Genomic DNA, 19,854 nt, shown 5'->3' with positions numbered 1-19,854 from the left:
TGTTCATTACCAAGTTTTTAACTTGGGCGCGTAGCTCAGGTGGTTAGAGCGCACGCCTGATAAGCGTGAGGTCGGTGGTTCGAGTCCACTCGTGCCCATTTTTAATATTATGGTCCGTTGGTCAAGGGGTTAAGACACCGCCTTTTCACGGCGGTAACACGGGTTCGAATCCCGTACGGACTATATTATATTGGAGGATTACCCAAGTCCGGCTGAAGGGAACGGTCTTGAAAACCGTCAGGCGTGTAAAAGCGTGCGTGGGTTCGAATCCCACATCCTCCTTAATATTAACGCGGGATGGAGCAGCTCGGTAGCTCGTCGGGCTCATAACCCGAAGGTCGTAGGTTCAAATCCTGCTCCCGCAATATTTGGCTCGGTAGCTCAGTTGGTAGAGCAATGGATTGAAGCTCCATGTGTCGGCGGTTCGATTCCGTCTCGCGCCATAATTTAATATTATTCGGAAGGGTAGCGAAGAGGCTAAACGCGGCGGACTGTAAATCCGCTCCTTCGGGTTCGGGGGTTCGAATCCCTCCCCTTCCATCCTTTACGGGCATAGTTTAAAGGTAGAACTAAGGTCTCCAAAACCTTCAGTGTGGGTTCAATTCCTACTGCCCGTGTATAAGAATATGGCGGGTGTGGTGAAGTGGTTAACACACCAGATTGTGGCTCTGGCATGCGTGGGTTCGATCCCCATCACTCGCCTATTTTATATTATTGGGGTATAGCCAAGCGGTAAGGCAAGGGACTTTGACTCCCTCATGCGTTGGTTCGAATCCAGCTACCCCAGTTATACTTTGCCGGCGTGGCGGAATTGGCAGACGCGCTGGACTCAAAATCCAGTGTCCGCAAGGACGTGCCGGTTCGACCCCGGCCGCCGGTATAGTATTAAAGACAAGGTTTACGGACCTTGTCTTTTTTTCTCTGTTGTATGTTGCGTTACCAATTTTTTCCATTTTAAAATAAATGGTCAAGTTTATTAGCTAACGATTTCTGTTTGCTTCGTTATAAATGAGAATGTGTATCTATTGTTGTTGTAATTGATGTGTGTTCTAATCTTTCTTTAACAACTATGGTAGTGTAAAATTCTCAAACTAAAAAAGAGCTTGGGACTAGGGCTAGTTTTGTCCCAAACTCTTTTTAGTTTACTTAATTACTTATAGCTTTTGATTCTATTCTTTGGCGAATTGCTTGTAAATTTTTACCAATATCACCATCAAGTTGTATTAATTGCTTTGAAAGTTCATCAGGATATTTAAACGTTTCTTGATTTAATGTAATAAAAGTTGCTTTGGGATTAGCATAAGTCATTTGCATGAAAGGATATTTAATAATACCTGGTGTATTCATGCCTACACCAAGTTCTAAATAAATGATTGCTTTCTTGCTATTTTCTTCCAAAAATTCGCTATACCTTTTTTGAGCTGTATGCCATCCTTCATCTTCAACAAAACGATTGTCTATCCTTAGATTATTAGTCATAGGAGCACCACACCTAGGGCAAGTTGGTATAAGATTAGAAGTGATTTTCATTTCCTTTTCAGATTCAACCATCTGATAAATCAACTCTTTGTTGTCATAATTGGTATAATGACAAGGAACCGAACATTGCATTAAACCATAATCCCCTTGTGTATAAAAAAGCCTTTTTTTATCAAATCCCGCTTTCTGTACTTGATGATCGACATTAGTTGATAAAATAAAATAATCCTTATGTTTAACAATGTCTAATAAATCGATATAGGGTTGACCAACTGGTGCTTCATAGCGATTAATAAAAATATGACGACTCCACCATGCCCAATATTCTTCCTTTGTAGCAAAAGGATAAAAGCCACCAGAATACATGTCTTCAATACCATACTTTTCTTTAAAATCAGAAAAATAGTTATCAAAACGTTCACCATAATAAGTTAAACCTGCAGAAGCTGATAATCCTGCACCAATACCAATCAGAACAGCATCTGCTTTTTCTAATTTTTTTACGATGTCATTCATTTGCTCCAAGTAATCTTTTGTAGATTCTTTCATCTTCTTCTTTAAAAACATTGAATATCACCTCCATCTTACTATCTGTCTCTTTTAAATATTCTTGAACAGTTGCTACTGCCAGTTCTGCTGCTCTCTCACGTGGGAAATGAAATTCTCCTGTTGAAATACAGCAAAATGCTAAACTTTTTAAACCATTAGCATCTGCTAATTCTAAACAAGAGCGATAACTACTAATTAAATCTTTTTCATGATTAGATAGTAATCTACCATCAACAATAGGTCCAACTGTATGTAAAACATATTGACTTGGCAAATTATAAGCAGGGGTTATCTTAGCTTCACCCGTCTTTTCTAAGTGCCCCTGCTCTGTCATCAGCCGATGACATTCCTGCCGTAATTGAACACCTGCAAAAGTATGAATAGCATTATCAATACACTTGTGATTGGGATAAAAACAACCTAGAAGTTGACTATTAGCAGCATTAACAATACCATCTACTTTTAATGTCGTAATATCACCATTCCATAGGTATAATTGACCAGAAACCGGAGTCAAATCAGTCAATTTTGTTACTGTTTTTTGTGTTAACTCTTCTTGAAGGTATGCATTTTGAATATCTAAAAACTCAGCTGACACAGTTTCTGGTGTGCGAACATTAACCAAAGCTCGTAAAAGTGCTTTTTGCTGTTCAACTTTATCAGGAATTATAATATCTGCATACTCTGCTCTTTCTGATAAGAGCACCTTTATTAAATACAATCTTCTTTGTTCTTGATTCATTCGTCTCTCCTTATGGATAACAAAATCATTTCCCTACCAAAACGAGATTGAGAAAAATCTCAACCTCGCTTTTTTATTTACAAAGTACGATGCTTTTATTGATTATTTACGAACTAAACTGATACGTTCTTGAATATGATTTCCTTTTTCAATTTCGTCTGCAAAACCAAGAGCATAGTCCGCATAACTAATGATACTTTCACCACGACTATTAAGCGTTAATTGTTCTCCACCAAGAATATATTCCCCTGTGCGTTCACCATCTTCTTGTAAATCAGCTGCTGGACTAACAAATGTCCATTTGACATCATTACGTTTGCGAAGAACATCAAGTGCATCCGTTTGTGCTTTAGCAATTGCATAGTATTCTTTCGGAAAATCTGGAGTATCTACCAATTGAACTGTTAGCTCTGGATCAACATATAAGCTACCCGCTCCACCAACAACTACAAAACGAGCATCTGAATTAGCCAGGATATCTGATAAGTGATTAATCACTTCAACATGCAGATGAAGAGTTTCAGGGGCAAATGTTCCGAATGCACTAACGACAACTTCAAAATCAGCTACATCTTCCTTTGTGATGTCAAATAAATCTTTTTGAATATATGTTTGCGCTTTTGAAGCATTTGTTTCTTGACGACTAAAACCTGTGACATCGTATCCACGACCTACAAGTTCTTCTACGATAAGACGACCTACACGACCATTTGAACTAATTACTGCAACTTTTGACATTATTTTGTCCTCCAAAAATTTATTAGACGTAACTATAATTATTACAACCTATGTCCACAGTATAGCAAGTTTCAGATGTAATGTCAATAGTTACACCTAAAGAGTTGTAATTTTTTTGTTACATCTGAAATATGATATAATTAGTATAAGAAAATTAAAGAAGGGAGAAAAGATGCCATATTCTACACGATTAGCTACTTCAGTTCATATCCTACTAGCTATATATCATTTTGAAAATAAAGAGAAGGTAACTTCTACTTTTCTTGCTGACAGTATTCAAACGAACCCTGTAATTGTTCGCAATTTATTAGGAAAATTACAAAAATCTGGATTGGTAAAAGTTGAAGCTGGAGTAGGAGGAGCTCATTTAACGAAAAAGCCAGAGGAACTTACTCTCTGGGATATTTTTTTAGCTGTTGAAGATCCTCATAAAACCATTTTTAAACCACATGATGATACCAATCCAAATTGTGAAGTTAGTCGTGTTGTTCACTCTGTTCTTGACCCTCATCTAAATGATATTCACAACCAATTTCTACAATCATTAAAGGCAATTAATTTATCCTCTCTTATTACGGATATGGATCATAAAATCGCGCAAAACTAGTCCAAAACTCTTTTTAATAAGGAGTATACTTTCTAGCATTTTATAGTTACTAAAAAGCATCTAATATTTAGAAGTGATACTAAGTTTAAAAACATATTATAGAAAAAAGCTTATAAAATCAATATTTCTGAGATTTAAAACAACAAAATCCAGTGTCCGCAAGGACGTGCCGGTTCGACCCCGGCCGCCGGTATAGTAGTGAAGACAAGGTTTTAGGATCGTGTTTTTTTTTATTTGTTTAATCTTAAAGTCTGAGTTATTAGTAAATTCTTTAAATTTATTCTCATAGTTTTCTGAAAACACTTTGACTATTTTCCTTTACTGTGTTATAATTAACCGGTAAAGTATTTACTGGTTAATAGAAAGGAAATACGTATGAAAGTCGCTAATCAGATTGATGAGTTTTTAAATTCTATTTTACTTATTTCTGAGAATCAACATGAAGTTTTGATTGGCTCCTGTACGAGTGGTTTTTCTTTAACCAATACGCAAGAGCATATTTTGATGTTGTTATCTAAGGAGAATTACTCGAATTCAGAGCTTGCGAAATTGCTAAATGTCAGTCAAGCCGCTGTGACCAAAGCAGTTAAGCAATTACTTTCTTTTGGTATGCTAGAAGCTTTGAAGGATGAGAAAGATGCTCGTATTGTTTTGTATCGGCTAACAGATTTAGGGCGTCCGGTTGCTGAAGAACATTCTCATCATCATCATCATACTTTGGATGTTTATAATCAAGTTTTGAGTGAATTTTCTCAAGAAGAACAAATGGTTATTTCTAAGTTTTTATCTCGCTTATTGGAGGATCTTCGTTAATGCGTTATATCTCTGTTAAAGATCTTTCGTTTTATTATGATCGAGAACCGGTTCTAGAAGGTGTGAATTATTACTTGGACAGCGGGGAGTTTGTGACGCTGACTGGTGAGAATGGCGCCGCCAAATCTACTTTGATCAAGGCAAGTCTTGGCATCTTAAAACCTAAAGTAGGGACTGTTGAAATTGCTAAGGAAAATGTAGCTGGTAAAAAATTACGAATCGCTTATCTTCCGCAACAAATTGCAAGCTTTAACGCAGGTTTTCCCAGTTCTGTTTATGAGTTTGTGAAATCGGGGCGGTATCCTCGTAAGGGTTGGTTTCGTCGGTTAAATCATCACGATGAGGAGCACATTTTAGCTAGTTTATCTGCTGTTGGGATGTTAGAGCATCGTGATAAACCTTTAGGGGCTCTATCCGGTGGCCAGAAACAACGGGCTGTCATTGCACGAATGTTTGCGTCTGATCCAGATATTTTTGTCTTGGATGAACCGACTACTGGGATGGATGCTGGTAGTAAGGATGAGTTTTATGAATTGATGCACCACAGTGCCCATCATCATGGGAAGGCTGTTTTGATGATTACGCATGATCCTGAAGAGGTGAGCCATTACGCAGATCGCAATATTCACCTAGTGAGAAAACAAAACTCTCCATGGCGTTGCTTTAATGTCCATGAGAAAGATGGAGGTGAGGACCATGCTTAGTCTCTTTCAGTATGATTTTATGCAACGGGCCTTGTTGGCGATGGTTGCTATGAGTCTCTTTTCTCCTATCTTAGGTGTATTTTTGATTTTACGTCGTCAGAGCTTGATGAGTGATACGCTGAGCCACGTTTCTCTATCAGGGGTTGCTTTTGGTCTCTTCCTTGGTTTCTCTCCGACTATCTCTACAGTCCTTGTGGTGATCATAGCGGCTGTATTTCTAGAGTACTTACGCACAGTCTATAAAGATTTTATGGAAATTGGGACAGCGATTCTCATGTCGACGGGCTTGGCCTTGGCTTTGGTGATCATGAAGGGTGGCGGTAAAAGCTCCATGAGTTTGGACCAGTACCTATTTGGTTCTACCTTGACCATTACCGATGAGCAAGTGCTAGCTCTGTTTGTCATAGCGGCGATTGTTTTGTGTTTGACGGTTCTCTTTATTCGTCCGATGTATATTCTTACGTTTGACGAGGATACAGCTTATGTAGATGGTTTACCGGTGCGTCTCATGTCTATCTTGTTTAATATTGTGACAGGGGTGGCTATAGCCTTGATGATCCCGGCTGCGGGTTCCTTGTTGGTATCTACCATCATGGTCTTGCCAGCTAGTATTGCTTTAAAGCTAGGAAAAACCTTCCGTTCAGTCATGCTTTTGGCAGTGGTCATTGGTTTTGTAGGGATGGTCAGTGGTCTCATTCTTTCTTATTACCCGGATACACCGGTTAGTGCGACCATTACCCTCTTATTTGTATCCTTCTTTTTGCTCTCAAATCTTTTTGTTAAATTTAGAAAATAGGTGATCTTATGAAAAAACTTGCATGGCTGGTGCTAGCCTTTTGTAGTCTTCTGTTAGTAGCTTGTAGTGGTGGTCAAAATCAGTCAGGGAAATTGAAAGTCATGACTACTTTCTATCCTGTCTATGAATTTACTAAGCAAGTCGTTGGAGACGAGGGAGATGTGGAGCTCTTGATCGGGTCTGGTTCGGAACCACATGATTTTGAATTGTCCGCCAAGGGTCGCGCAAAAATCCAAGAGTCAGATGTCTTTGTCTATGAGAACGAGAACATGGAAACGTGGGTGCCTCAGTTGTTGAAATCAATGGATGGCAAGAAAACCAAGGTTGTCAAAGCGACGGAAAATATGCTGCTTTTACCAGGTGGTGAAGAAGAGCATGACCATGAGGGAGGCGAAGAACACCATCATGACTACGATCCCCATGTCTGGCTTTCTCCGCAGAGAGCCATAAAAATGGTGGAAACGATTCGTGATCAACTGGTGAAACAGTACCCGGATAAAAAGGCTAGCTTTACAGCTAATGCGGATGCCTATATTGCCAAGTTGAAAAAATTGGATGACAGCTATACGAAGAGCTTATCTGAAGCGAAACAGAAAAACTTTGTTACTCAACACGCAGCTTTCCGTTATTTGGCCCTGGACTATGGCTTGAATCAAGTCTCTATCTCAGGTTTGTCACCAGATAGTGAACCGTCTGCGACTCGCTTGAGTGAATTGACAGAGTACATAAAGAAGAACGACATCAAGGTCATCTACTTTGAAGAAAATGCTTCTAAATCCTTATCGAAAACCTTGTCTGCTGAAACCGGTGTGGATCTAGCTGTTTTGAATCCATTAGAGAGCTTAACAGATGAGCAGATGAAAGATGGTGAAGACTACATCTCTATCATGGGAGCCAACCTCAAATCTTTGGAGTTAACAACGACTCAAGCTGGAAAAGAAATCGCTCCAGAAGAGGAAGAAGATACCAAAACAGTAGCCAATGGCTACTTTGAGGACAGTGCTATTAAGGACCGAACTCTTTCAGACTATGTAGGTGATTGGCAGTCTGTGTATCCTTATCTAAAAGATGGAACCTTGGATCAAGTCTTTGACTACAAAGCTAAATTAACCAAGTCCAAAACAGCTGAAGAGTATAAAGCCTACTACACCACAGGTTATAAAACAGATGTCGACCGGATTGTCATTACAGACAAAACCATGACCTTCTATAAGAATGGCGAAGAGAAGAAGTTCGAATACCGCTATGCTGGGAAGCATACGCTAACCTATACAAAAGGGAATCGTGGAGTGCGGTATCTCTTTGAAGCAACTGATCCGAATGCGGGTGAATTCAAGTATGTTCAATTCAGTGACCATCAAATTGCTCCTAATAAGGCAGCTCACTTCCATATTTTCTTCGGAGGGGAAAGCCAAGAAGCTCTGTATAAGGAATTGGAAAATTGGCCTACTTACTACCCAAGTGACTTATCCGGATTCGAAATTGCGCAGGAAATGTTGGCACATTAATCAATTAGAGAAGGAACCAGTTGGTTCCTTTTTTGATAGTAACAGAAACTTGTCAAATTGCTAGAAAAAGGATAAAATTAGGCTTATAGAATAGATTGAATGTGGGGAGATTCATGATGAAAAAGTATCGTTTGCTATTGTTGCTTTCTGCTCTATTATTTTTCCTTGGAGCCTGTGGTGATAAAAAGCAGGAGAAAGGATCTGAAAGTAAAGAAAGTACAGTTCATCAATCGAAGGATAGCTCAGCTACTAGTGAAACAAAGAAAGCTGAGAGTTCGAGTGATAAGAAAGAGAAAACAAAGATGGATATTGAAGCAATCGCTCAAGGGGATTATAGTAGTGTAGCTGGTGTCTGGCAAGATGATAAGGGGAATAAACTCGTCTTTGATCAAAATGGTTTGGTCTCTAACGAATATGAGTCTTATGGTCTTTCCTTGACGGATTATGGAACTGTTTCAGGAGGAGTCTACGGAGGAGTTACAGGAGGATTTTTGATGGAATTCATCCCTGCCGGGCTTACGATTGATGACCAAACGGACGAAAATGGAGAAGTCATCTTCCATGATGATTCTGATGTTAATAAGGACCGTCTCTGGACCGGAACTGGAATGTACAGTTTTACGGAACAAGGTTCTTTCCTCTATAAGGTTGGGGACTAGCTAATATATGTGTAATGAAAAAGAATGAAGAGTGTCCTACTCTTCATTCTTTTTTAGATTTTAGGGAGCCAAGAAAGGTGGAAGTCTAACTTCTCTGCTTTTAAGAGGTCTTGGTGGCTCACTCTGTCGATTCTTTTTCCATCAAGGGAAGCATCTTGAAGAAAGTGTGCCTGGGCTGTGTGAGCTGTGCTATGGATATGCAGCCATTTTTTCTCTTGAGGGAGAAAGAGGCGCAAGTGTTTGAAGAGGGGAATCCCTAGGTCATAGACTGGCTTGCCTGGGCAAGTCGGATAGAGTCCTAAAACCGACCAGATATACCAGGAGGATAGGCTACCATTATCTTCATCTCCTGGATAGGCTTGAAAGCTTGGCTGGAAGGCTTCCTTGCGAAGGGCTTGGATCAAGGTGCTAGTGTATTCCGGGTGTTGGCTATAGCGGAAGAGATAGGGGATGTGAAAACTCGGTTGGTTTGAAATGGCAATTTGTCCAAAAGGAGCTTGGGCCATCTCACTCATTTCATGAATTTCGTAGCCATAGCCCGTCACTTCATAATGCGGTGCTTGAGTGGCTAGTCGAGTTAAGTAATGGGTGAAGTCTTCTTCTCCTCCAAAGAGTTGCTTGAGGCCCTCAATGTCGTGAAGGGCGCCTAAGGTTGCCTGAATGGCAGAGCACTCTGCATAGTCGCGTCCCCAACTGATGGGCGAGAAGTCTGGTCTGAAATGGCCTTTCTTATCTTTGGCTCGGATATAACCTGTTTCTGGATCAAAGAGGGTTCGATAGGAAAGACTAGACTGGGTATATTCTTTGGCCAACTCTTCCTTGCCAAGTAGCTGGGCAGTTTGGGCGATACAAAAATCGCTATAGGAGAAGTCGATGGTGTGACTCACGCTTTCGTGGTAGTCAGTGGATAAATAGCCTAACTCCTTGTATTCTTTAGCTCCTCGTCGCCCGTAATGACCATTTGGGTCTTCCTTCCTAGCTGTATCCAGCATGGCTTCAAAAAGCTCCGTGTGGAGGTCGGGAGCCAGGCCTTTTTGAATGGCATCGGCAATGACCCCATCAATGAGGGTTCCAGGCATCATGCCTCTTTCGTCCGGCGCTAGCCATTTAGGGAGGAAACCGGTATCCCGGTAATGGCTGAGGAAGCCTTCGAGAAATTCTTGGTAGAGATCAGGATAGGCTAGGCTATAGAGAGGAAAGGTGGTCCGAAAGAGGTCCCAGAAGCCCAAACTCGTGAAGTATTTTCCTTCTCGAACGCGGTTGTGGGCGAAATCGCGATGGACTGCTTTCCCCTCAGGGGTCACTTCATAACAAGTCTGAGGAAAGAGCAGACTACGGTAGAGACAGTGATCGAAAAAGGTTCGATCCTCTCCGCCCGTATCTAAAATGTCAAATCGATCCATTAGCTCTTGCCATTTGTGGCTCGCTTTTTCTTTCATCTCTTCAAAGCTAGCTGTAGGAAGGTGAGATTTGGCTAACTCAGGGTTGATAAAGGAAGTGCCTAATCGAGCTTCTAGCCTAGGGCTGTCAAATTCTAGGATCAAATCCTGCCCTAGCCAGTGAGTGCGAGTGATGGCTTGGTCAAATTCAACATGAAGATAGAAAGGATAGGTTTGTTGGTCGGTATGATTTTGGTCTAGGATGTGGAAATGTAGATTCGTTTCTCTGAATTCTACTTCAGCTAGTCCATTGGGGCAATGAATGGCCAGTGAAAGTGCAGACAGCCCTCTAAAGCGGAGAATGGCCCCGTAGAGGCTGGGTGTCAGCTCTGTATGGACTTGATAGCGCTCTGAGGTGAGGGCTAAATAATGGGGCTGAAAGACAGCTTCTTGGACCCGGTAACTGCTCTGTCTGAAATAGAGGTCTTCTTGAGTCGGAATGTCTGTTAGTGGGGTGAGGAGACACCAGGAAAAATCTCCAATCCAAGGGCTAGGCTGATGAGTCAAGCGAATACCTTGAAAGATAGGAAGGTTGGGGTTGAAAAACCAAGCCCCCTGTTCATGTGTCGTCTGTGGGAGGAAATAATTCATCCCAAAAGGAACTCCTGTGTAAGGGAGGGTGTTGCCGTTAGAATAAGCTGAGTGATTGTCTGTTCCTAAGCGGGTATCAATATGAGTAATATCGGTCTTCATGCGGGACCTCCTGTGTCATACTAGGGCCTTCAAGCCCTTTTCTTTCTTTATTTTAGCAGAAGCCCCTCAAATGGGAAAGCCTTTTTCAAAACTAGAAAAGTTTGTAGAAAAAGGGCTATAATTTGCGTATGTATTTCCCATCTGAAATCTTTTATACTGAATAGGAAAGAATCGACAAGTGTGAGGAAAAGGAATGACTTATTCAAAAGAAATCGTCAGAGAATGGCTGGATCAAGTAGCAGAACGTGCCAAGGAGTACCCGGAATGGGTGGATGTCTTTGAGCGTTGCTATACAGACACCTTGGACAATACAGTTGAGATCTTAGCAGACGGCTCAACTTTTGTACTGACAGGAGATATCCCAGCTATGTGGCTTCGTGACTCAACTGCTCAACTGAGACCCTACCTCCATGTGGCTAAAAGAGATCCTCGTTTGTGTCAGACCATTGCAGGTTTGGTCAAGCGCCAGATGATCTTGATTCTCAAGGATCCCTATGCTAACTCTTTCAATATTGAGGAAAACTGGAAAGGTCACCACGAAACAGACCACACCGATTTGAATGGCTGGATTTGGGAACGTAAGTATGAAGTAGACTCGCTTTGCTACCCTTTGCAGTTGGCTTATCTTCTCTGGAAAGAAACAGGAGAAACTAGTCAATTTGATGAGACTTTTGTTACAGCGACCAAGGAAATCCTTCATCTCTGGACAGTGGAGCAAGACCACAATAACTCACCATACCGTTTCGTCCGTGATACCGATCGTAAGGAAGATACCTTGGTAAATGACGGCTTTGGGCCAGATTTTGCTGTGACAGGAATGACCTGGTCAGCTTTCCGTCCAAGCGATGACTGCTGTCAGTATAGCTACTTGATTCCATCCAATATGTTTGCAGTGGTTGTTTTGGGTTATGTCCAAGAAATCTTTGCAACATTGAATCTAGCTGATAGTGAGAGTATCATTGCAGATGCCAAACGCCTCCAATCTGAGATTCAAGAAGGGATCGAAAACTACGCCTACACGACTAACAGCAAGGGCGAGAAAATTTATGCCTTTGAGGTAGATGGTTTGGGAAATGCTAGCATCATGGATGATCCGAACGTACCAAGCTTGTTGGCGGCTCCCTATCTGGGCTACTGCGAGATTTACGACGAGGTCTACCAAGCCACTCGTCGGACGATTTTGAGCCCTGAAAATCCATACTTCTATGAAGGGAAGTACGCAAGTGGACTCGGAAGTTCTCATACCTTCTACCGCTATATCTGGCCGATTGCTTTATCCATCCAAGGATTGACAACGACAGATAAAGCTGAGAAAAAATATTTGCTGGACCAGTTGGTTGCTTGTGATGGTGGAACAGGTGTCATGCACGAAAGTTTCCACGTAGACGATCCAACCAAGTACTCGCGTGAATGGTTTTCATGGGCCAACATGATGTTCTGCGAGTTGGTCTTGGACTACTTGGATATTCGCTAATGAGCTGTCGCTCGATAGACTCTTATCAAGAATCACAAATATATCTTTAAATTTAAATTAGAATGAGGTTTTACTCATGGAAAATGTTGTTGTACATATCATCTCTCACAGCCACTGGGATCGTGAGTGGTATCTACCTTTTGAAAGCCACCGCATGCAATTGGTGGAACTCTTTGACAATCTCTTTGATCTTTTTGAAAATGACCCTGAATTCAAGAGCTTCCACTTAGATGGCCAAACCATTGTCCTTGATGATTACTTGGAAATTCGCCCTGAAAACCGTGACAAGGTGCAACGTTATATCGACGAAGGCAAGCTCAAGATTGGTCCCTTCTACATTTTGCAGGATGATTATTTGATTTCCAGTGAAGCCAACGTCCGCAATACCTTGATTGGACAGGCTGAATGCGCTAAATGGGGCAAATCTACGCAGATTGGTTATTTCCCAGATACCTTTGGAAATATGGGGCAAGCACCTCAAATCCTTCAAAAATCAGGTATCCACGTAGCAGCCTTTGGTCGTGGGGTCAAACCAATCGGATTTGACAACCAAGTCCTCGAAGATGAGCAGTTTACCTCTCAATTTTCTGAAATGTACTGGCAAGGGGCGGATGGTAGTCGCGTACTGGGTATTCTCTTTGCCAACTGGTACAGTAACGGGAACGAAATTCCAGTGGATAAAGATGAAGCTTTGGCTTTCTGGAAACAAAAATTGGCAGACGTTCGTGACTATGCCTCAACCAACCAATGGTTGATGATGAACGGTTGCGATCACCAACCGGTTCAACGAAACTTGAGTGAAGCTATTCGCGTGGCAAACGAACTGTTCCCTGATGTGACCTTTGTTCATAGTTCCTTTGATGAATACGTTCAAGCTGTCGAAAGTGCACTTCCTGAACAATTATCAACGGTTACGGGGGAATTGACCAGTCAGGAAACTGATGGTTGGTACACACTGGCAAATACATCTTCCTCTCGGATTTATCTCAAGCAAGCCTTCCAAGAAAACAGCAACTTGCTCGAGCAAGTGGTGGAACCTTTGACCATTATTACTGGTGGTCATAACCACAAGGATCAGTTGACCTATGCTTGGAAGACGCTCTTACAGAATGCACCTCATGATAGTATCTGTGGTTGTAGTATTGACGAAGTTCACCGGGAAATGGAAGTTCGTTTTGCCAAGGTCAATCAAGTGGGGAACTTTGTCAAGACCAACCTTCTGAATGAATGGAAAGAGAAACTCGCGATTCAGAAAGCTCAGAGTGAGCATCTCTTTACAGTTATTAACACTGGCTTGCATAGCAAGGTGGACACTGTCAGCACGATTGTCGACGTAGCGGTTTGTCCATTTAAGGAATTGCACCCGACAGAGGGCTTCAAGAAGATGGCGGCTTTGACCTTGCCAGATTACCATGTGGAGGATTTAGAGGGGCATCTTGTAGAAGCTGAGATTGAAGACTTGGGAGCAAGCTTTGGCTATACCTTACCTAAGGATAAATTCCGCCAACCCTATATTGCGCGTCAAGTGCGCGTGACGGTGCCAGTTCACCTAGCGCCTCTTTCTTGGACTACCTTCCAGCTTCTGGAAGGAAAAGCTTCCCATCATGATGGTATTTACCAAAATGGAGTTCTCGATACGCCGTTTGTAACCCTCAGTATCGATGATGGCTTGACCCTTTACGACAAGACGACCAATGAGGCTTATGAGGACTTCCTTCGCTTCGAAGACCGCGGTGATATTGGCAATGAATACATTTACTTCCAACCAAAAGGAACGGAACCCATCTATGCGGAGCTCAAAACCCATGAGGTCTTGGAAAATAATGCTCGCTATGCCAAAATCTTGCTCAAACATGACTTGACCATCCCAGTCAGCGCGGATGAACAATTGGATGCGGAACAAAGAGGCATTATCGAGTTTATGAATCGAGAAGCAGGGCGGTCAGAAGAGTTGACAACCATTCCTCTTGAAACAGAAATGACAGTCTTTGTGGACAATCCACAGATTCGCTTCAAGACTCGCTTTACAAATACAGCCAAAGACCACCGCATTCGTCTCTTGGTCAAAACTCATAACACACGCCCAAGTAATGATTCTGAAAGCATCTATGAAGTTGTGACAAGACCAAATAAACCGGCAGCTTCTTGGGAAAATCCTGAAAATCCACAACACCAACAAGCCTTTGTCAGCTTGTATGATGATGTAAAAGGAGTGACCGTATCCAATAAAGGATTGCACGAATACGAAATCCTTGGAGACGACACTATGGCTGTAACTCTTCTCCGTGCTTCAGGGGAACTCGGTGACTGGGGCTACTTCCCAACTCCAGAAGCCCAGTGCTTGCGCGATATCGAAGTTGAGTTTGCAGTAGAATGCCATCAAGCAGGCGAACGTTTCTCAGCCTTCCGTCGTGCAAAAGCCTTCCAGGTGCCATTTACAGCCCTTCAAGTTGCAAAACAAGAGGGTAGTGTTGCAGCAACAGGTAGTCTCTTCAACCATCCAGCCCTCAACTTGCCACAAGTTTGCCCAACAGCCTTTAAAGTTGCTGAGAATGAAGAAGGTTACGTCCTTCGTTACTACAACATGAGCCAAGAAAATGTTCGCGTGTCTGATAAACAACAAACCATTCTTGACTTATTGGAACGCCCATATCCAGTTCACTCAGGACTATTGGCACCACAAGAAATTCGTACAGAATTGATCAAAAAAGAAGAAATTTAATTTCAAAAAGGTAACATAAAAGAAAGGAGGAGCGACAAAGTAAGAACTAACTACTGACTCGCTCCTTTTTACAGGTAAAAGCCATGACCATTGCAACGATTGATATCGGAGGGACCGGTATAAAATTTGCCAGTCTGACTCCGGATGGAAAGATTTTAGATAAGGCCAGCACCCCAACGCCAGAGACTCTGGAAGAGTTGCTAGCTTGGTTGGACCAGCGATTGTCAGAACAAGACTATCGTGGGATTGCTATGAGTGTACCAGGTGCCGTTCATCAAGAAACAGGAGTGATTGAAGGAATTAGTGCCATCCCTTACATTCATGGTTTTTCTTGGTATGAGGCCCTTGCTCATCACCAGCTACCTGTTCATCTAGAAAATGATGCCAACTGTGTTGGACTGAGTGAACTGTTAGCTCATCCTGAAATTGAAAATGCAGCCTGTGTCGTGGTTGGTACAGGGATCGGTGGCGCCATGATTATCAATGGCAAGCTGCACCGAGGTCGCCATGGCCTGGGCGGTGAGTTTGGTTATATGACCACCATCGAACCTGCAGAAAAGCTCAACAACTGGTCACTACTAGCTTCTACAGGAAACATGGTTCGCTACGTCATTGAAAAATCAGGTCAGTCTGACTGGGATGGCCGTAAGGTTTACCAAGAGGCTGCAGCAGGAAATGACCTCTGCCAAGAAGCCATTGAACGCATGAACCGTAACCTAGCTCAAGGCCTGCTCAATATCCAGTACCTGATTGACCCAGATGTGATTAGTCTAGGCGGCTCTATCAGTCAGAACCCTGATTTTATCAAAGGCGTGCAAAAAGCGGTGGATGCCTTTGTAGAAACTTATGAAGAATATACCATCGCTCCAGTCATTCAAGCTTGCACCTATCACGCAGATGCCAATCTATACGGTGCCCTTGTCAACTGGTTACAGGAGGAAAACCAATGGTAAGTTTTACAGGACTTAGTCCCAAACAAGCCCAATCTATCGAAGTATTAAAAAATCACATTTCTCTACCGGATGTAGAGGTGGCAGTCGCTCAGTCTGACCAAGCTTCTATCTCTATCAAGGGTAAGAATGGGCAGTATCAACTGACCTACCGTAAACCTCATCAACTCTACCGTGCTTTATCTGTGCTAGCAACAGCTTTAGCAGAAGGGGACAAGGTAGAGATTGAAGAGCAGGCGGCCTATGAAGATTTAGCCTATATGGCGGACTGTTCGCGCAATGCCGTGCTCAATGTCGCATCTGCCAAACAGATGATTGAAGTCTTGGCTCTCATGGGCTACTCAACCTTTGAGCTCTACATGGAAGATACCTATCAGATTGAGGGGCAACCATACTTTGGCTATTTCCGTGGAGCATACTCGGCTGAAGAATTACAGGAAATCGAAGCATACGCCCAACAGTTTGACATGACCTTTGCCCCATGTATCCAAACCTTGGCTCACTTATCAGCCTTTGTCAAATGGGGTGTCAAGGAAGTGCAGCAACTCCGCGATGTAGAAGATATTCTTCTCATCGGTGAAGAAAAAGTCTACGACCTGATTGACGGTATGTTTGCTACTTTGTCTAAATTACAAACCCGCAAGGTCAATATTGGAATGGACGAAGCTCACCTGGTTGGTTTGGGACGCTACCTCATCTTAAATGGTATTGTGGACCGCAGTCTTCTCATGTGCCAACATTTGGAGCGCGTGCTGGATATTGCAGACAAGTATGGTTTCCACTGCCAGATGTGGAGTGATATGTTCTTCAAGCTTATGTCAGCAGATGGCCAGTACGACCGTGATGTGGAAATTCCAGAGGAAACACGAGTTTATCTAGACCGTCTCAAAGACCGTGTCACCTTGGTTTACTGGGATTATTACCAAGATAGCGAAGAAAAATACAACCGCAACTTCAGTAACCACCATAAGATTAGCCAGGATATCGCCTTTGCAGGTGGTGCTTGGAAGTGGATTGGTTTCACGCCCCACAATCATTTCAGTCGTCTCATTGCTCTTGAAGCAAACAAAGCCTGCCGTGCCAATCAGATCAAAGAAGTCATTGTGACGGGTTGGGGGGACAATGGTGGGGAAACAGCCCAGTTCTCTATTCTGCCAAGCTTGCAAATCTGGGCAGAGCTTAGCTACCGCAATGATTTAGAACGTCTGTCAGCTCACTTCAAGACCAATACAGGTCTATCTGTTGAGGACTTTATGCAGCTGGATCTGGCCAATCTCTTGCCAGACCTACCAGCTAATCTCAGTGGGATCAATCCTAACCGCTATGTCTTTTATCAGGATGTTCTTTGCCCAATCCTTGACAAGCACATGACTCCTGAACAGGACAAACCTCACTTTGCCCAAGCAGCTGAGGCTCTTGCTGCTATTAAAGAAAAAGCAGGCATCTACGCTTATCTTTTTGAAACTCAAGCTCAGTTGAATGCTATTTTATGTAGCAAAGTGGATGTAGGTCGACGCATCCGTGAGGCCTATCACGCAGATGATAAAGAGAGCTTGCAACAAATTGCTAGAGAAGAATTGCCAAACCTCAGAAGCCAGATTGAACACTTCCATGCTCTCTTTAGCCACCAATGGTTGAAAGAAAACAAGGTCTTTGGCTTGGATACAGTGGACATCCGTATGGGTGGACTTTTGCAGCGGATCAAGCGAGCAGAAAGTCGTATTGAGGCTTATCTTGCTGGTCAAATTGACCGCATCGAAGAACTAGAAGTAGAGATTCTGCCATTTAATGATTTCTACGGAGATAAGGACTTTGCAGCGACGACAGCTAATCAGTGGCATACCATTGCGACAGCTTCGACTATTTATACGACCTAATCCAAAAGGGTATCTTTAAAGAAAATGAATTTTAAGGAGGAGAAGGATTTCCAATGAAAAGAGGAATTTCTTCTCCTTTTTTCTCCATTTTTAAGGCTATGTCATAAATTTGTAGAATTTTTTCTATAATTAGGAGTTTGAAAAAGTTTTCATAGAGTTTTATAATAAAAAATGTAAACGTTACCAAAAAATAAAATGACAAAGGGGGGAGTCAGATGAAAAAGTTTGTTAAGACCTTGAGAGAAAATTTTATTTTCTTCTTGATGGTTTTACCAGGTGCAGCGTGGTTGATTTTATTCTTCTACATACCTGTTTTGGGAAACGTTGTCGCATTTAAAGACTATCATATCACCGGAGAGGGATTTATTGATAGTGTAATGAAGAGTAAGTGGGTAGGATTTGATAACTTCAAATTCCTCTTTAGTTCTAAAGATGCTTATATCATTACAAGAAATACCGTCCTTTACAACCTAGCCTTTATTTTCTTGGGCTTAATTGTTTCTGTTGGGATTGCCATTATCTTTAGTGAGATGCGTTCCAAACGGTTGGTTAAAGTGTTTCAAACATCAATGTTGTTCCCCTATTTCTTATCATGGGTTATCATCAGCTTCTTTACAGATGCTTTCTTAAACGTCGATAAAGGCTTGATTAACCACATCTTAACATCACTTGGGATGAAAGGAATCAACTTCTATACAGAGGTTGCCATTTGGCCAGCGCTTCTCCTCTTCTTAGGAATCTGGAAAGGCTTTGGTTATAGCAGTGTTATGTACTATGCAACCATCATGGGGATTGACCCAACCTTCTACGAAGCCGCAACAGTGGACGGAGCATCTAAGTGGCAGCGAATCCGCCACATTACCATTCCTCAGTTGGCTTCCTTGATTACGGTCTTGACCATCCTTGCCATCGGAAATATCTTCCGTGCTGACTTTGGATTGTTCTACCAAATCCCACATAACTCAGGTGCCCTTTATAGTGTGACAAACGTAATTGATGTCTATGTCTACAACGGACTTGCTAAATCAGGAGATATTGCGATGGCCGCAGCGGCTGGTCTTTACCAATCAGTTGTCGGATTGATTCTCGTTTTACTTTCTAATATTGTAGCACGTCGGATTGATAAGAATGCAGCGCTCTTCTAGAAAGGAGGATACCATGGCAAAATCAAAAATTAAAAAAGAAAAAGTTGATAATGTTGGGATCCACTCCTTCAGTAAGAAAGCAGACATCTTCTTTAGTAGTATCGTTGGCTTGGTTGCTCTATCCTGTATCTTGCCCTTTATCTTCGTTGTCATGATTTCCTTGACAGATGAACAAAGTTTGGCAATTCACGGCTTCCAATTTTGGCCTGCTAAATTCGGTACAGATGGCTATCTTTTCCTTGTTCAATTTAAGGATAAGATTCTTCAAGCCCTCTTTATTACCTTGTTTGTAACGATTGTAGGGACAGCATGTAATGTTTTCATTACAACGACCTATGCCTACGCGATCTCTCGTAGAACCTTTAAGTACAGAAACTTCTTTACTGTCTTTGCCCTCTTGAGTATGCTCTTTAGTGCAGGGATGGTACCAGGATATATCGTTACCACTCAGTTGCTTCATTTAGGAGATACCGTTGGAGCCCTCATCATTCCGATGTTATTGAGTCCTTTTAACATTATCTTGATGCGGACCTTCTTCAAACGGACGATCCCAGAAGCCATTCTTGAGTCTGCTCGGATAGATGGAGCCAGTGAGACACGGATCTTCTTCCAGATCTGTTTGCCACTTTCTCTCCCAGGGATTGCGACCATCAGTCTCTTCACAGCCCTCGCCTTCTGGAATGACTGGTTCAACGCTCTCCTCTATATCAAGAGTGAAAACCTCTATCCCCTTCAATACTTGCTGATGCAAATCCAAAATAATATGGATTACATCTCTAAATCCGTCGGTGCATCTAGCCAAATCGCTGGTGCGGTCCAATCCCTTCCTAAGGAAACTGGACGGATGGCCATGGTGGTGGTGGCAACAGTTCCAATCGCTATCCTCTATCCATTCTTCCAACGTTACTTTGTAAAAGGATTGACCATCGGTGGTGTGAAAGAGTAAGCGAACTTTTCTC

General features: G+C 42.3%; 16 protein-coding genes and 10 tRNA genes. 22 read left to right on the top strand and 4 right to left on the bottom strand.

The features are described from left to right. The first annotated feature begins 24 nt into the window (after positions 1-24). The 10 genes from LXO72_RS07505 to LXO72_RS07460 all read left to right on the top strand — a co-directional run bounded on the left by LXO72_RS07505 (position 25) and on the right by LXO72_RS07460 (position 880). Positions 25-98 (top strand) — tRNA-Ile (locus tag LXO72_RS07505). 13 nt (positions 99-111) lie between these two features. Further along, a tRNA-Glu gene (locus tag LXO72_RS07500) sits at positions 112-183 on the top strand. 9 nt (positions 184-192) lie between these two features. Next, positions 193-282 (top strand) — tRNA-Ser (locus tag LXO72_RS07495). A 9-nt stretch (positions 283-291) separates the two neighbouring features. Next, positions 292-365: transfer RNA gene (locus tag LXO72_RS07490), tRNA-Met, on the top strand. Positions 366-370: 5 nt separating this feature from the next. Then, a tRNA-Phe gene (locus tag LXO72_RS07485) sits at positions 371-443 on the top strand. Positions 444-459: 16 nt separating this feature from the next. Beyond that, a tRNA-Tyr gene (locus LXO72_RS07480) sits at positions 460-540 on the top strand. Positions 541-546: 6 nt separating this feature from the next. Continuing rightward, a tRNA-Trp gene (locus LXO72_RS07475) sits at positions 547-617 on the top strand. 12 nt (positions 618-629) lie between these two features. Beyond that, a tRNA-His gene (locus tag LXO72_RS07470) sits at positions 630-702 on the top strand. Between the two features lie 13 nt (positions 703-715). Continuing rightward, positions 716-787 (top strand) — tRNA-Gln (locus LXO72_RS07465). 9 nt (positions 788-796) lie between these two features. Beyond that, positions 797-880, top strand: a tRNA-Leu gene (locus LXO72_RS07460). A gap of 266 nt (positions 881-1,146) precedes the next feature. On the opposite strand, the gene LXO72_RS07450 is transcribed toward LXO72_RS07460, so the two are convergent. The 3 genes from LXO72_RS07450 to LXO72_RS07440 all read right to left on the bottom strand — a co-directional run bounded on the left by LXO72_RS07450 (position 1,147) and on the right by LXO72_RS07440 (position 3,508). Then, on the bottom strand, positions 1,147-2,028 hold the full coding sequence (locus LXO72_RS07450) for an SIR2 family NAD-dependent protein deacylase (RefSeq protein WP_233331983.1): 882 nt from the start codon (positions 2,026-2,028) through the stop codon (positions 1,147-1,149). Further along, complete coding sequence (locus tag LXO72_RS07445; RefSeq protein WP_233331982.1) at positions 1,988-2,770, bottom strand: protein-ADP-ribose hydrolase; 783 nt, start codon at positions 2,768-2,770, stop codon at positions 1,988-1,990. Before LXO72_RS07445 ends, LXO72_RS07450 begins: the two co-directional genes overlap by 41 nt. Positions 2,771-2,872: 102 nt before the next feature. Then, positions 2,873-3,508: an NAD(P)-dependent oxidoreductase gene (locus tag LXO72_RS07440; RefSeq protein WP_233331981.1), complete on the bottom strand. Its 636-nt coding sequence runs from the start codon at positions 3,506-3,508 to the stop codon at positions 2,873-2,875. A 172-nt stretch (positions 3,509-3,680) separates the two neighbouring features. On the opposite strand from LXO72_RS07440, the gene LXO72_RS07435 reads away from it, so the two are divergent. The 6 genes from LXO72_RS07435 to LXO72_RS07410 all read left to right on the top strand — a co-directional run bounded on the left by LXO72_RS07435 (position 3,681) and on the right by LXO72_RS07410 (position 8,595). Beyond that, the gene (locus LXO72_RS07435; RefSeq protein ID WP_233331980.1) at positions 3,681-4,115 is read left to right on the top strand and encodes an Rrf2 family transcriptional regulator; all 435 of its coding nucleotides are present in this window, start codon (positions 3,681-3,683) and stop codon (positions 4,113-4,115) included. 375 nt (positions 4,116-4,490) lie between these two features. Then, the gene (locus tag LXO72_RS07430; RefSeq protein WP_233331979.1) at positions 4,491-4,928 is read left to right on the top strand and encodes a zinc-dependent MarR family transcriptional regulator; all 438 of its coding nucleotides are present in this window, start codon (positions 4,491-4,493) and stop codon (positions 4,926-4,928) included. Then, a complete protein-coding gene (locus LXO72_RS07425; protein ID WP_233331978.1) occupies positions 4,928-5,632 on the top strand; it encodes a metal ABC transporter ATP-binding protein in 705 nt (234 codons plus the stop codon). Before LXO72_RS07430 ends, LXO72_RS07425 begins: the two co-directional genes overlap by 1 nt. Further along, positions 5,625-6,428, top strand: coding sequence for a metal ABC transporter permease (locus LXO72_RS07420; RefSeq protein WP_233331977.1), 804 nt, complete (start codon positions 5,625-5,627; stop codon positions 6,426-6,428). Before LXO72_RS07425 ends, LXO72_RS07420 begins: the two co-directional genes overlap by 8 nt. 8 nt (positions 6,429-6,436) lie before the next feature. Continuing rightward, complete coding sequence (locus LXO72_RS07415) at positions 6,437-7,936, top strand: zinc ABC transporter substrate-binding protein AdcA (protein WP_125335641.1); 1,500 nt, start codon at positions 6,437-6,439, stop codon at positions 7,934-7,936. A 113-nt stretch (positions 7,937-8,049) separates the two neighbouring features. Continuing rightward, positions 8,050-8,595, top strand: coding sequence for a DUF6287 domain-containing protein (locus LXO72_RS07410; protein WP_233331976.1), 546 nt, complete (start codon positions 8,050-8,052; stop codon positions 8,593-8,595). 53 nt (positions 8,596-8,648) lie between these two features. Here LXO72_RS07410 and LXO72_RS07405 read toward each other — a convergent pair whose 3' ends face one another. Further along, positions 8,649-10,727 carry a GH92 family glycosyl hydrolase gene (locus LXO72_RS07405; RefSeq protein WP_233331975.1) on the bottom strand — a complete coding sequence of 693 codons (2,079 nt, stop codon included), beginning with the start codon at positions 10,725-10,727 and terminating at the stop codon, positions 8,649-8,651. A 193-nt stretch (positions 10,728-10,920) separates the two neighbouring features. On the opposite strand from LXO72_RS07405, the gene LXO72_RS07400 reads away from it, so the two are divergent. From LXO72_RS07400 to LXO72_RS07375, 6 genes are all read left to right on the top strand, one after another. Next, entirely contained in the window at positions 10,921-12,201 is a 1,281-nt protein-coding gene (locus LXO72_RS07400) for a glycoside hydrolase family 125 protein (protein ID WP_233331974.1), read from the top strand. A 76-nt stretch (positions 12,202-12,277) separates the two neighbouring features. Next, entirely contained in the window at positions 12,278-14,923 is a 2,646-nt protein-coding gene (locus LXO72_RS07395) for an alpha-mannosidase (protein WP_233331973.1), read from the top strand. An 83-nt stretch (positions 14,924-15,006) separates the two neighbouring features. Continuing rightward, positions 15,007-15,876: an ROK family protein gene (locus LXO72_RS07390; RefSeq protein WP_233331972.1), complete on the top strand. Its 870-nt coding sequence runs from the start codon at positions 15,007-15,009 to the stop codon at positions 15,874-15,876. Then, entirely contained in the window at positions 15,870-17,750 is a 1,881-nt protein-coding gene (locus tag LXO72_RS07385; protein ID WP_233331971.1) for a beta-N-acetylhexosaminidase, read from the top strand. Before LXO72_RS07390 ends, LXO72_RS07385 begins: the two co-directional genes overlap by 7 nt. A 215-nt stretch (positions 17,751-17,965) precedes the next feature. Next, positions 17,966-18,895, top strand: coding sequence for an ABC transporter permease (locus LXO72_RS07380; protein WP_048691310.1), 930 nt, complete (start codon positions 17,966-17,968; stop codon positions 18,893-18,895). A gap of 13 nt (positions 18,896-18,908) precedes the next feature. Then, the gene (locus tag LXO72_RS07375) at positions 18,909-19,841 is read left to right on the top strand and encodes a carbohydrate ABC transporter permease (RefSeq protein WP_195612386.1); all 933 of its coding nucleotides are present in this window, start codon (positions 18,909-18,911) and stop codon (positions 19,839-19,841) included. Positions 19,842-19,854: the final 13 nt, after the last annotated feature.

The sequence above is a fragment of the Streptococcus sp. XMC genome, assembly GCF_021341835.1.
Taxonomy (GTDB): Bacteria; Bacillota; Bacilli; order Lactobacillales; family Streptococcaceae; genus Streptococcus.
Note: the sequence above shows the minus strand (reverse complement) of the source record. Positions and strands in the feature narration are given on the sequence as shown.